At 48.5% G+C, this 13148-nt stretch carries 14 protein-coding genes and 1 tRNA gene; 8 read left to right on the top strand and 7 right to left on the bottom strand.

The features are described 5' to 3' along the window. The first annotated feature begins 105 nt into the window (after nucleotides 1-105). The gene (locus ACTF7Q_RS01565) at nucleotides 106-1230 is read left to right on the top strand and encodes an MFS transporter (protein ID WP_438996097.1); all 1125 of its coding nucleotides are present in this window, start codon (nucleotides 106-108) and stop codon (nucleotides 1228-1230) included. A gap of 331 nt (nucleotides 1231-1561) precedes the next feature. Here the strand turns inward: ACTF7Q_RS01565 and gluQRS are convergent, their stop codons facing one another. After that, a complete protein-coding gene (gluQRS, locus tag ACTF7Q_RS01570; protein WP_438996098.1) occupies nucleotides 1562-2464 on the bottom strand; it encodes a tRNA glutamyl-Q(34) synthetase GluQRS in 903 nt (300 codons plus the stop codon). 90 nt (nucleotides 2465-2554) lie between these two features. On the opposite strand from gluQRS, the gene ACTF7Q_RS01575 reads away from it, so the two are divergent. Both ACTF7Q_RS01575 and ACTF7Q_RS01580 read left to right on the top strand, forming a co-directional pair. Beyond that, nucleotides 2555-3220 (top strand): alpha/beta hydrolase, encoded by a 666-nt coding sequence (locus tag ACTF7Q_RS01575; RefSeq protein WP_438996099.1) that lies wholly within the window; start codon nucleotides 2555-2557, stop codon nucleotides 3218-3220. 155 nt (nucleotides 3221-3375) lie between these two features. Beyond that, on the top strand, nucleotides 3376-3942 hold the full coding sequence (locus ACTF7Q_RS01580; protein ID WP_438996100.1) for an HNH endonuclease: 567 nt from the start codon (nucleotides 3376-3378) through the stop codon (nucleotides 3940-3942). On the opposite strand, the gene ACTF7Q_RS01585 is transcribed toward ACTF7Q_RS01580, so the two are convergent. The 6 genes from ACTF7Q_RS01585 to ACTF7Q_RS01610 form a co-directional block, all read right to left on the bottom strand. Beyond that, nucleotides 3939-4466, bottom strand: a complete 528-nt coding sequence (locus ACTF7Q_RS01585; RefSeq protein ID WP_438996101.1) for a demethoxyubiquinone hydroxylase family protein — start codon at nucleotides 4464-4466, stop codon at nucleotides 3939-3941. The genes ACTF7Q_RS01580 and ACTF7Q_RS01585 overlap by 4 nt on opposite strands. Nucleotides 4467-4487: 21 nt before the next feature. Beyond that, a complete protein-coding gene (locus ACTF7Q_RS01590; protein ID WP_438996102.1) occupies nucleotides 4488-5009 on the bottom strand; it encodes a disulfide bond formation protein B in 522 nt (173 codons plus the stop codon). Continuing rightward, nucleotides 4994-5593 (bottom strand): YqaA family protein, encoded by a 600-nt coding sequence (locus ACTF7Q_RS01595; protein WP_438996103.1) that lies wholly within the window; start codon nucleotides 5591-5593, stop codon nucleotides 4994-4996. The genes ACTF7Q_RS01590 and ACTF7Q_RS01595 overlap by 16 nt, the downstream gene beginning before the upstream one ends. Before the next feature lie 19 nt (nucleotides 5594-5612). Beyond that, nucleotides 5613-5698, bottom strand: a tRNA-Leu gene (locus tag ACTF7Q_RS01600). 20 nt (nucleotides 5699-5718) lie between these two features. Next, nucleotides 5719-6432, bottom strand: a complete 714-nt coding sequence (locus ACTF7Q_RS01605) for a gamma-glutamylcyclotransferase (RefSeq protein ID WP_438996104.1) — start codon at nucleotides 6430-6432, stop codon at nucleotides 5719-5721. Continuing rightward, complete coding sequence (locus ACTF7Q_RS01610) at nucleotides 6413-7315, bottom strand: mechanosensitive ion channel family protein (RefSeq protein WP_438996105.1); 903 nt, start codon at nucleotides 7313-7315, stop codon at nucleotides 6413-6415. Before ACTF7Q_RS01610 ends, ACTF7Q_RS01605 begins: the two co-directional genes overlap by 20 nt. Nucleotides 7316-7526: 211 nt before the next feature. On the opposite strand from ACTF7Q_RS01610, the gene ribF reads away from it, so the two are divergent. The 5 genes from ribF to mutL all read left to right on the top strand — a co-directional run. After that, nucleotides 7527-8510 carry a riboflavin biosynthesis protein RibF gene (gene ribF, locus ACTF7Q_RS01615; protein ID WP_438996106.1) on the top strand — a complete coding sequence of 328 codons (984 nt, stop codon included), beginning with the start codon at nucleotides 7527-7529 and terminating at the stop codon, nucleotides 8508-8510. A 60-nt stretch (nucleotides 8511-8570) separates the two neighbouring features. Continuing rightward, a complete protein-coding gene (ileS, locus tag ACTF7Q_RS01620) occupies nucleotides 8571-11378 on the top strand; it encodes an isoleucine--tRNA ligase (protein WP_438996107.1) in 2808 nt (935 codons plus the stop codon). Between the two features lie 40 nt (nucleotides 11379-11418). Further along, nucleotides 11419-11922 carry a signal peptidase II gene (lspA, locus tag ACTF7Q_RS01625; RefSeq protein ID WP_438996108.1) on the top strand — a complete coding sequence of 168 codons (504 nt, stop codon included), beginning with the start codon at nucleotides 11419-11421 and terminating at the stop codon, nucleotides 11920-11922. Continuing rightward, nucleotides 11919-12461: a DUF3035 domain-containing protein gene (locus ACTF7Q_RS01630; protein ID WP_438996109.1), complete on the top strand. Its 543-nt coding sequence runs from the start codon at nucleotides 11919-11921 to the stop codon at nucleotides 12459-12461. Before lspA ends, ACTF7Q_RS01630 begins: the two co-directional genes overlap by 4 nt. A gap of 6 nt (nucleotides 12462-12467) precedes the next feature. After that, nucleotides 12468-13148, top strand: a 681-nt coding sequence (gene mutL / locus ACTF7Q_RS01635; RefSeq protein WP_438996110.1) for a DNA mismatch repair endonuclease MutL, incomplete at its 3' end; no start/stop codon positions are given.

Raw genomic sequence — 13148 nt, forward strand, 5'->3', positions numbered from 1 at the left:
TGCCACTGCCACTGTCTTAGATAAGCCTGAGCCGTTAGTGCAATGGTGAATGTGACGGATAATCGCAAGAATGTGCTCAGACTGACCTGTGCGCAGGCACTTTCAATGACAACTATGAATGTGAATATGATCAATACAGCATTGGTCGGCAGCATATTGGCGCCGGTTGCTTGGTTGTCAACTTTGCCATTGTCTTTGATGTTTGTAATGTCGATGTTGTCAACATTGCCGGTTTCTTTGCTGATGTCACGATATGGCCGCCGGCCGCTGTTTGTTTTGGGCGTTTGTGTGGCGGTTCTATCGACCTTGTCGCAAGCTGTGGCTATTGTTTTGCATCACTATATATTCTTCTGCGTGGCGTCGATGGGACTTGGGTTTTCATTGGCCTGTGCAGGGTTCTATCGTTATGCCGCCGCAGATAGTGCGGCGCCTGCAGATAAACCACGGGCTATATCATGGGTGCTGACTGGGGGGCTGGTTGCGGCTTTTTTAGGGCCTGAAATTGCCCGTAATACAGTCGATTTGGTGCCTGAAGCTCTATATGCAGGCTGTTTCTTTACCGCCTCGCTTGTTCAGCTTGTGGCTCTTCTTTTCATTTTTGGTGTTAAGATTCCCAAGCCTGAGCAACGGTCACATGCAGGGCGTCCGATCGGGGTTTTTCTGCGAATGCCGATTTTTCTAATTGGCATGTTCTGTGCGGCACTTGGTTATGCCCTGATGAGCTATCTGATGACAGCCACGCCGCTACAAGTGGTCAATGTAAGCCAGCTTGGCACATCGGCTAATGCGTCGATTATTCAATGGCATGTTGTAGCGATGTTTGCGCCCTCATTCTTTACTGGCAAGCTCATTGCCCGTTATGGTGTCAGCCGTATTCTAGGATCTGGTGTTTTGGCCTATGTTGCTGTGATCATATTGGCTCTGATGGGAGATGATTTCTGGCATTATTTTGGAGCCTTGTTTTTACTGGGTATAGGCTGGAATTTCTTATATATCGGTGGCAGTTCTTTGGTGGCACAGGTTGCCGACCCGGAAGAGCGTGGGCGCGTCCAGGGTGTTGCTGACCTCACAATGACCATCCTTGTTGCTTCAGCCTCGCTAATTGCTGGTGTGGTTCATAGTCAATTGGGCTGGGACGTGATGGTTCTGGCCGCATCTTTGCCGGTTTTCTTGCTTATGTGTTCAGTTATATGGCTGGTTAGCCATAGATATCAAAATACACAGGCGTAATACCAAATTTAACTATAATGGCTGTCATTGATGATCTGACGGCTACCCTGTTGAAACATAAATGGGTTAGGCAAAACAGTCAGGTACATCTATAGATTTTGGGCAAAAAAAAGGCCGTGAGCATGCCCACGACCAAGTTTAGGGAGGAAATGCACAAACAATCGTTTGTGCAAGGCAGATATGGTGGAGTTAAGCTTGCTAGTCAACCCCGCCAAATGGAATTTCATCTATTTTCTCTTATTTTTATTATCAATATGATCTTTTGTCCTATTTACTTATATTTTAAGCAAATTTTTACATGATATTATTTTTTACCAACGTCGATATGCGCTTAAATACCGACAGATTCGTAATCCGGCAGAGCTGGTAAAATAGACATCATTGTGTCGGCACTCATACCCCTGTTTCGTAAAGCTGCAATGGACTGTGCCTTATCACGCTTGGCAAGTCGTTTATCGCAGGAATCGGTGACAAGTGGGTGGTGCAGATAGTTGGGTGTTGGTAGGCCCAGCAGAGCTTGCAAAAGGCGGTGCAAGTGCGTTGACGATTGCAGGTCAACGCCGCGGGTAACCAAGCTAACATTATCAAGCATATCATCGATGACAACGGCGAGGTGGTATGAACTGCCTAAATCTTTACGGGCAATTATGACATCACCAAATATCTCGGGCGTCGCTTGCTTTAGGCCAGCATCGGCAGAAAGCGCATATTCCCGCCAGTTTAGCTGGGAATGGGTTTGAATATGCGCATTAGCATGTTTTATAGCGGCATCCATGCGTAATCGCCAGGCAGCCTGCTGGCCATCAGCAGCACGGCGTTTCTGTTCGCTGTCAGGGATCAGTCTGTCGGTGTTGATTGGCACGATAGGGCTGGCTATGTCAGGTGCACCATGCGGTGTGCCATGCGGTGCCTGCGTCATGCTGGCAAGTTCACGACGCGTCAGGTAACAGGGATATAATAGATCCATGTCGCGTAATTGGGATATGGCCTTGGCATAATGCGTGTGTCTTTCAGACTGAAATGACACTGTGCCATGCCAGTTAAGCCCAGCCCATCGAAGATCATTATAGATGGCATCGGTGAAACAAGGACGGCATCGCGTAGTGTCGAGATCGTCAATCCGCAAATGAAAATGGCCACAATGCGCTTTGGCTATATCATGGGCTACCTTAGCTGCATATATATGGCCAAGATGGAGGGCGCCAGTCGGGCTTGGTGCAAATCGGGTAATCATAATGCATCAATCCTTAGAGTAGGGGGTACTTGTTGGCTTGCTCTTGGCATTAATATATATAGACCTATAAATCTATTACAGGAGTATAGCATGGCAGATCGCCGCTTTGGAGAGCTATCAGGGCCTTTTGTCGATCCCGCGCGTGGAGGTAAACCGTCAAGCTTGATCGTCATACTTCATGGCTGGGGTGCAGATGGCAATGACCTTGCTGATCTTGCCTATCCATTTTCGCTACGGTTTCCGGGGGCGGCTTTCTTTGTGCCGCATGCGCCTGAACTTTGCAGTATGAACCCTGCGGGACGCCAATGGTTTGACATTGAAGATAGAGTCACGGGTCCAGTTGTCGCAGCACCAGTGATTGAGGCAGCCATCGCGGCGGCGGCAGGCGCGTTGGAGCTTGAATCAAACGCCATTGCGCTGACTGGTTTTTCACAAGGCGGGATGATGAGCTTGCATTGTGGACTTCGCATGCAAGCCAAACCGACAGCTATAGTCAGCTTTTCCGGTGCGCTTCTGGTATATGATGATCTTATGGCTTTGGCCGAAGATGATCGGCAAAGCTTGCCACCAGTTCAGCTTGTTCACGGCACACAGGATCTGGTTGTGCCGTATGAAATGATGGATGTGTCAGCAGGTATCTTGAGAGATGTTGGGGTGGAGGTCACGTGTATTCCCCGTGAGGGTCTTGGCCATGGAATTGATGCCGATGCTTTGACAGCGGCGATAGATTTTCTGGCTTTGCATCTACCTGCTTAGTTGCGTTTGTGACATAGCTCACAATATCTAGACATCTGTGCGATTATAGCTTCTATATATAGTGTCACGGGGTTGTCATATCCGTGTAGACATGTTTTCATAATTAATAACTACTGTCTTGATATCTGATAACTGGTAACATCGAGGATGAGATTATGAATGCAGGCAGTTTCGCACCAGCTTTGGTTCTGAATGCGGATTTTCGACCTTTGAATTATTTTCCACTTTCCCTATGGTCATGGCAGGATGCGGTAAAAGCGGTATGTCTGGAGCGTGTGACTATTGTATCCGAATATGATCAGCAGATCAGTTCGCCCAGCATGCAAATAAATTTACCCTCGGTAATTGCCTTAAAAGAGTATGTGCCGCAGATGCGCAATCCAGCTTTTACCCGCTTTAACGTATTCCTGCGTGACCGGTTTAGCTGTCAATATTGTGGAACAGGTTTGCCCGCTTCAGAGCTTACATTTGATCATGTGATTCCGCGTTCAAAAGGCGGGCGGACAACATGGGCAAATGTGGTGGCTGCATGCAGTCCGTGCAATCTACGCAAAGCAAATAAATTACCCAAGCAATGCAATATGTATCCGTTAGCGGCGCCAACAGCCCCGAATGTCTGGCAGTTACAGGAAAATGGGCGCGGGTTTCCGCCTAACTATCTGCATGAGTCATGGCGTGACTATCTATATTGGGATAGCGAATTGCAGCAGGATGAAAGCTAGATTTTTTCGGCGACCTTGATGGCTGTGCGGCATCCGCGTTGAATAACGGCACGTAGCATGTCGTAATGTTTAGCATTCTCGCCGTCATGATCGATGGCAATATCGCGATGCTCGAGTTCGTCATCGCGGAACTTCTCGACAATCTTTTTTAAGTTTGCTTCATCTTCACCCAGATTTTCGGCCTGCTTCTGATAATGCTCGCCGATAACTTCCTCAACAGCGATGGTACATGCCATGGCAGCTTTAGGTCCCATAGCGGCGGTTGCGACGCCTAGTGCAAAGCCAGCTGCGCCCCACAAAGGGTCAAGCAATGATGGCCGCACATGCCGTTCGTTCAATAGCGTTTCAAAGGCTTCAAGATGTTCGACTTCCTGTTCCATCATATGCTGGATTTCGGGCCCCATCGCGTGATTTTTCATGATCGCTAGCTGACCTTTATAAATTTGCTGAGCCGCGCGCTCACCGGCATGGTCAACCCGAAGATAACGGTCAATATCTGATCGGTTTGTATGTGTTTTTGCCATTGCTTATGAAATCCCTGAATTCTAATTTTTGATTTTGCCTCGCCCATGCATGGCGAGCAGTGCGATCAAGAACATATCCAAACTAATGATTGCATTCCATCCTGCCATTGAAATACCCAAAAATGACCATGCTACTTCGTCGCACCTGACAATGGGTGTCGCAAGCAATTGATCAAGCAGATCGGTCACAGCCATATTACTGTCCAAAGCGGCCGTGCATCCGCTTGGCCCTTGCCATAGCTGCCATTCAACACCAGCATGGAAGCCACCCAAACCAGCGCTAACCACGGCGGTTATGGCAATAAGCCCCATCATAGCGTTAGGCGCAAATCCGCGCAGACCGATCAATGACGCTAGAATGATGATAGCATGCGGCCACCGTTGCCAGATACACATGTTACAAGGTCTCAACCCACCCAGATATTCAAAAGCAAACGCACCTGCCAGCAAACAGGTCGCTATGGCACAGGTAAAACCAAGCCCACGATTGATTGTCATCCATGCGCTTAACGTCATTATTTCGGTCTTTAATACGTTAGCCATATACCACCAACAATCAGTCCAATAAGAAGCGAGAGAAGGCCAATAACAGTCTTAGGATCACCATGATGGCGGGCAATAGCCGCAACAATGACGAAGCGTAAACCACGCCCGATAAGTGAAACAAGTAGGAAAGGCAAAAGCCCGAATCCCAATAGGCCAGCACTCACAGCGATCACTTTATAGGGAAGCGGAGAAAAAGCACCAATAAAAACAAGAATCAGACCCCAGCTGGCAAACCCCGCTTCGACGGCAGCAAAAGCGGTTGGTGCAGCTAGTTTTTCGGGGAACATCGCCAGAATATCGTGTATCCCAAGACCAAGAATAGCGCCTAATGCCCATCCACCGGCACCGCCGATCACCGATGCCAATGTACATGCCAAGGCCATGCGTAGCCACTTCATTGGCTTGGCCAGCACCACCGCTACCAAAAGCGGATCGACGGGAATAGGGATGATGATTGATTCCAGAACAGCAAATGCCAGCATAAAGCGTGTGGCAAAAGGGGTGCCTGCGGTTTTTAATCCACGGTCATAGGCCGCCTTTGCCCATGCCATTGATGATGAAAATATAGACCCAGATACCATAAATTTGCCTTTGTCGAGGTGGTACGGCTGAAGGGACTTGAACCCCCACCCTGTCACCAGGAGCGGATTTTGAATCCGCCGCGTCTACCATTCCGCCACAGCCGCACAATCCCGACATCGCTTTCCTAGCGAATATGATCCGACGAAGCAAGCTTATGTTCAACTTTGGACGCAAGTTTTTCCATTGTGGGGTCTGATATACCAAGCTCCCGAAGCCCATCAAGCGTGTTAAACAGATAATCACGGCATGGGCCAAGAAAGCCTTCGGCATTGGCAATAACATGCGCAGTTTCATCATATGTCATGCGGGGGGCAAAAACCGGACGATCAGGATCGACAACAAAGCCGATGCCATGTTTGATGCCATCTTCTGTATGCAATTTTAACCATCTTGGGCGATAAGCCAGCGTAATCATTTCGCGCTTCCACAATAGATCAAGCTCAGCAATGGCAAGGTCGCACGGTAATTTGAAAGCCACCCCCGGACATGATCCGCCTCTATCTAGTGCCAGAACCAGTCCGGGAAAATCGGGTGATCCCCGGCCAATCTGCGTCCATAAGCAAAAGCGGCGATGATGCCCATAGACACGGGCAAAAAGACGTTCAGAATGTTCAATGACCGGGTTGAAGATAAGGCTGCCATAACCGAAAACCCAGATATCATTGCAATCATAATTATCGGGAATGAATTGCTGGCGTGACTTTATCAGATCGTCATCACTAACAACGATCGTCTTGTCGCCGTCACGTTCGGCCGCCATGCGTGCAATAGCGCCATCGGCCAGCGATTCTCTGGTAATCTTATGTGGTTTTTCCTGATTAGGCGGAATCTTCGTCACGGTTCATATCTCGGTCATCATACATATGTCTTATAACACGTTGCGGGAACGGGATTTCGATATCATATTTAGCAAGCGCATCTTTTAGCCGCCGATGTAAATCCCAGTTCAGCTCAAAAAAATCATCATATGTTGCGTAAGCCCGCAGACGCACAATAATCGCGCTGTCACCATAGGATACAACTATGAAACGCGGCGGCGGGTCTTGCAAAACCCGCGGATCCTCTGCTAGTTCCATCATCGCGGTTTCGGCTACATCAAGTGAGCTTTCATAGCTAATCCCGATATCAAGATCGAGACGTCGTGTGCCATAGCGGGCGTGATTAATGATATTTGATGACCAGATGGCTGAATTAGGAACGCTGTTATAAACATTATCAAAAGTGTCGATAACCGTTGTGAACAAACCAATTTCACGAACTGTGCCCGATACGCCAGCAACTTCAATCCAGTCGCCTGTTTTGAACGGCCTTAGAAACAACAGCATTAAACCAGATGCAACGTTGGATAAAGTACCTTGCAAGGCAAGACCAATCGCCAGGCCAGCCGCACCAAGAACCGCGATAATAGATGTTGTTTCAACGCCAAATTTACCCAGCGACACAACCAATGTGAGGGTCAGACCTGTATAACGAACCAGTGCTCCAAGCAAAGGCACAATGGTTTTATCGAGCTTGTCAAAACGCGATAGATATGTACGCGTCATACGCCCGGCTTTGCCTGAGAGCCAGATGCCAATAATCAGCGTCAAAATACCAGCTGTTAGCTGAACCGAATAGGCTACAGCGACTGAAATGGCCTGCTCGTTTAGAAAAGAAGCAATACCAAGAGACGCGCTAATAGTATCAATCGAAATATCTGTCATATCTGAAATGTCTGCCATGTTATGCGCTGTTTCATAATGAAAAACACAATATATCCACTTTTGCAGAACAGGTTACAGAATTATAATACTTGTGCAAACCCCGTTACCATCCTATATCGTTCGTTATTATCAAGATAATATATGGATAATAGGTTGGATTGGCCTGACAGGGCAAAAACTTGCTAAAACCGTTGAAATATCGGTGCGTTAAGCGATATAGTGCCGCCCTATGAAACAAGATGATCTCACTTTTGTAAATGTTATCGACTGGGCTGTTGGCGACCCGGCATTGCGTGATATGCGCCTGAGTGCCGCTATTGGCAATTTTGATGGTGTGCATCGTGGCCACCAGAAAGTGATTCAGGCCGCCTGTAGCCACGCTGTAGCGCATGATTTAACGCCAGCTGTGATTACTTTTGATCCGCATCCGCGTGAGTTTTTCCGTCAAGACGATATGCCATTTCATCTGGCTGACCGTCATGAAAAGGATCGTTTGCTGGGACATCTTGCTGTCGATCATATTATTCATGTGACTTTTGATGATGCGCTACGCCGCACGGACGCCAATGTTTTTGTTACCGATATTTTGCCAGCTTTGGGCGTAGTTCAGCTATTTGCTGGAAGTGATTTTGCCTTTGGTCGTGGGCGTGGCGGCGATATTGATACGATCAATGAGATTGGCCGTATGGCGCATATTACAGCTAACACCGTGCCACTTCTTGTCGATGATAATTCGATCGTTATTTCGTCAAGCCGGATACGCGCTGCTTTACAGGCTGGTGCACCTGATCAGGCGGCGGCTATGCTAGGTCATGATTGGGCTATTTCGGGCATTGTGCAGACAGGCGATAAACGAGGACGCACAATCGGTTTCCCAACGGCTAATATTCCGCTAGGTAATCTTCTTCATCCGGCGTTTGGCGTTTATGCTGTTCAGATTTTTGAAGATAACGGATCGCCCGCCGGACAATATATCGCAAATGGTGTTGCCAATATTGGCATTCGACCTACTTTCGAGACACGTGACGTGTTATGTGAAACGCATTTATTTGACTATGATGGCGACCTTTATGGACGCCGGCTGTCAGTCCGGTTGAAATCCTTTTTGCGTGCCGAGCGTAAATTCTCCGGCCTAGAAGAGCTGAAAGCACAGATTGCCAAAGACGCTGCCGATGCGCGGCAAACGCTACCTGCCACCCAAAAGATCGCCTAACGTCTTCCGGGCATTGCCTGGTTATCTAAATTCAAAGCCTCGAAGTGAAAGCTATATCGAATGACTGAGCAAAAGATAAATTATAAAGATACAGTATTTTTGCCACGTACTGAATTTCCGATGCGTGCTGGATTGCCTAAACGTGAACCGGCTATTCTGGAAAGCTGGCAGAAAATAGATCTGTATAATAAATTGCGCACAGCTCGTCAGGGTGCTGAAAAATTCGTTCTGCATGATGGCCCGCCATATGCAAATGGCCAGCTTCATATCGGTCATGCGCTGAACAAGATTTTGAAAGATGTTGTCAATCGTTCGCAATCGATGCTTGGCAAGGATGCCAATTATGTTCCGGGTTGGGATTGTCACGGCCTGCCAATTGAATGGAAGATTGAAGAACAATATCGCAAAAAAGGCAAAGATAAGGATGAAGTGCCCGTTGCCGAGTTCCGTCAGGAATGTCGCGACTTTGCTGCGCATTGGCTTGGCGTTCAGTCTGAAGAATTTCAGCGACTAGGTGTGCTGGGTGACTGGGATGATCCCTATACAACGATGGCCTATGAATCAGAAGCAACAATCGCGGCTGAGCTGGGTAAAATCTTGATGGATGGCAGCCTCTATCGGGGCACCAAGCCAGTCATGTGGTCGCCAGTTGAAAAGACGGCGCTTGCCGAAGCCGAAATCGAATATGAGGATCATACCTCGGTTACAATTCACGCTCGGTTTCCAGTGAAAACCGCATCAGTGCCTGCTATCGAAGGTGCCAGCATCATCATCTGGACAACGACGCCATGGACAATGCCGGGTAACCGTGCCATCGCCTATGGAAATGATATCAGATATCTTGTGATTAAACTGACCGAGCTGGCCGAGGGATCAATCGCCAAGACGGATGATCTTGTCTGCGTTGCGGCAGATCTGCTGGAAAATTTTGTTGCCGAAGTTGGGGTGACAGCCCATGACGTTATAGCCGAAATTGACGGTGCCAGCCTTGCTGGTAGTATTTGTGCCCATCCGCTTGCTGATGATGGTTATGATCATGACGTACCTATGTTAGCTGGTGATTTTGTCACAACCGAGCAAGGTACGGGGTTTGTTCATACGGCGCCTGGGCATGGTGTTGAAGATTATGAATTAGCACATCTTGAGCATGGCATTCCGGTGCCAGATACGGTTGCCGAAGATGGTAAAATCATGCCGCATCTGCCGCTATTTGCAGGTATGCACGTGTTACGTGATAACCAAAAAATTGCCGATATGATGGCCGAACGAGGTGGTGTCATTGCGATTGGCAAACAGACTCATTCCTATCCGCATTCATGGCGGTCAAAGGCACCACTAGTGTATCGGAATACGGCGCAATGGTTTGTGTCGATGGAATCGCATGGGTTACGCGCCACAGCGCTTGATGCTTTGTCCAAGACAGCATTCTATCCGCCAGTTGGCCAGAACCGGTTAACAGCTATGATCGCACAACGTCCTGATTGGTGCCTTAGCCGCCAGCGCGCATGGGGTGTGCCACTGACCATCTATGTAAATAAAACCACGGGCGAACCTTTGCGCGATCAAAAGGTACATGACAGGATTGTCGAGGCCATGCGCATTGAAGGTGCAGATTGCTGGTTTTCTTCGCCTGATGAGCGTTTTCTGGGACAAGATTATACGGTTGAAGACTATGAAAAAGTAACTGACATTCTGGATGTCTGGTTTGATTCTGGATCGACACATGCCTTTGTGCTGGAAAACCGTGACGATCTAGAAAGCCCGGCAGATTTATATCTTGAAGGCTCGGATCAGCATCGTGGCTGGTTCCATTCATCTTTGCTTCAATCATGCAGTACACGTGGCAAGGCACCCTATAAAGGCGTGCTGACGCATGGCTTTGTGCTTGATGAGCAAGGGCGTAAAATGTCAAAATCGCTTGGTAATGTTGTAACGCCGCAAAAAATCATAGAACAGAATGGCGCTGATATTCTGCGCCTTTGGGTGGTTAGCTCTGATTATTATAACGATCTGCGAATCGGTAATGAAATCATCCAGCGTATGACTGACAATTATCGTCGGTTCCGTAACACCTTGCGTTATCTTCTTGGGGCGATTGACGGGTTTGACGATGCCGAACATGTTGATTATGCCGATATGCCAGATCTTGAACGCTGGGTTCTGAACCGCCTTGCTGAGATCGATAGTAACATCCGCAAAATGACTGAAAATTATGATTTTCACGGTATTTTTACCGAGCTACATACATTATGTAACAGCGATTTATCGGCGTTTTATTTCGAAATTCGGAAAGACCGACTCTATTGCGATGATCCAGACTCAATCGCGCGGCGCGCCTGTCGTACGGTTATGGCCGAGATTTTTGACCGACTTACGGCGTGGCTGGCTCCTACCCTATGTTTCACCGCTGAAGAAGCCTGGCAGTCGCGGGTTGGTGATCCGGAAAATTCGGTGCATCTGCGTAGCTATGATCCAGTGCCTGCCGAATGGCGTAATGCTGATGTTGCAACCCGCTGGTCAGCTATTCGCAAAACACGTCAGGTGGTTATGAGCGCGCTTGAAGCAGCGCGAAATGATGGCGAAATAGGCTCTTCACTTCAGGCGGCGCCAATTGTTCATATATCCACCGATAATCTAGCCATGTTTGGCGATATGGATTGTGCGGCCTTGTTTATCACCTCGGATGCCAAAGTAACTGATGCGCCAGCACCGGCTGATGCTTTTCGTATGGAAGGGATTGACGATGTGGCTGTTGTCTTTGCCAAGGCCGATGGTGATAAATGTGCGCGTTGCTGGAAAATCTTACCTGATGTAATGACAGACGGGGGTATCTGTGGTCGCTGTAGCGATGTGGTGTCTTCATCCTGATGCGTAATCCAATATGGTGTAAAGCGAAGCCGAGGTCAGAATGCTGACACTGATCCATGCACGACTTATGACTCGCCAGGCAATGACGATTTTGGCTATTGCCCTTGTCATCATTGTGGCTGATCAATGGTCAAAGCAATTCATGCTTGAGTGGATTTTTTTCCCGCCTGTCCGGATTGTTATTTTGCCATTTTTGAATATGGTGCCAGTATGGAACAGCGGCATGAGCTTTGGATTGCTGGCTGATGGCGGCATGATTGTGCGCTTTGGTCTGGCAGCACTTGCGTTGCTGGTGTCTATCTGGTTTTTGTGGTCAGCAACATCCCTGACGCGGATCCAGAGATATGCTGGCGGTGCTATAGTTGGTGGTGCGATAGGAAATGCAATTGACAGGTTGCGTTTTGGGCAAGTTGTTGATTTTATAGATCTGCATGTGGCTGGTTGGCATTGGCCTGCTTTTAATGTGGCAGATATTACAATTTCGATAGGCGCGCTTCTCTGGATAGTCAGCCTATTTTTTGAACAGGAGAACAAAGAGACATGACTTTTGTGTTAGGTCGCGAGAGCCGCTTATTCGGATTTACGATCGCTGCCGCGATGTTATTGGGCGTTGCTGGATGTTCGGATGTCCGCCGTGCTATCGGCACGGAAAAATCAACCCCTGATGAATTTCAGGTTGTTGTTCGTCCGCCTTTGTCTTTGCCTCCTGGATTTGCTGATCGCCCGAAAGATATTATTGAACAGGAAGAAAATAATCTGGCGGGCTTGAGTGCTACCGAAGCAGCCGCTTCGATATTTGGTGCGCCGGATCAACAGACGACTGGCTATGAAGCTATTTTTGATTTTGCGTCGATCATACCTGATATTCGCACCAAGATTGATGAAGAAACCTATGGCATCCAGCTTGAAAAGCGGTTGCCAGTCCAGACCTTGTTCGGCGGCGTGCCTGATATTGGGCCGGTGCTTGACAAAATGGCCGAAGATGCTCGCCTGCGCGAAACCATGCGCAATAACCAATTGCCAACTGATGGCGAAACGATGGGCATTGATCCGCTAAGTGACAAGCCTGTTCTGATCAAGTAGCTGACGATGATGCCCCGTATCAGGCAATTGCCAGATCGGCTTATTAATCAGATAGCTGCGGGTGAAGTTGTCGAGCGGCCGGCAAGTGCGCTCAAAGAGCTGGTTGAAAATGCGCTCGATGCGGGTGCTGGTAAAGTCAGCATTACGCTTAAGCGCGGCGGCATTGATGAGATTATCGTCACAGATGATGGATCGGGAATGTCGCTTGACGATATCAAACTTGCTGTCCAGCGCCATGCGACATCAAAACTGCCAGATGATAATCTGGTGCATATCAAAGCGCTTGGATTTCGGGGAGAAGCGTTGCCGTCAATTGGCGCTGTATCGCGTCTATCCCTTACGTCAATTATGGCCGATATGGATCATGCCTGGCGCCTCGTAGTAGATGCCGGTCATGTGCATGAACCCGAACCGGCGGCTTTGAAACAGGGAAGTATGATTGCGGTCAACCAGCTTTTCAAAGCTGTGCCGGCGCGGCTGAAATTTCTCAAAACGGAACGAACCGAACAAGGCCAATGCGTTGACATGGTCAAGCGTTTGGCGATGGCATGGCCAACAGTTGCTTTTGACCTTAGTAATGATGGCCGAAGCTTGATTAAGCTTGATGCGTGTTTGCCGGGGGCTGCTGGATTAAAACGACGCCTGTCAGCGATCATGGGACAGTCATTTGCCGATGAAGCGGCTGAA

Source organism: Puniceispirillum sp. (SeqCode) (assembly GCF_965657105.1).
Taxonomy (GTDB): domain Bacteria; phylum Pseudomonadota; class Alphaproteobacteria; order Puniceispirillales; family Puniceispirillaceae; genus Puniceispirillum.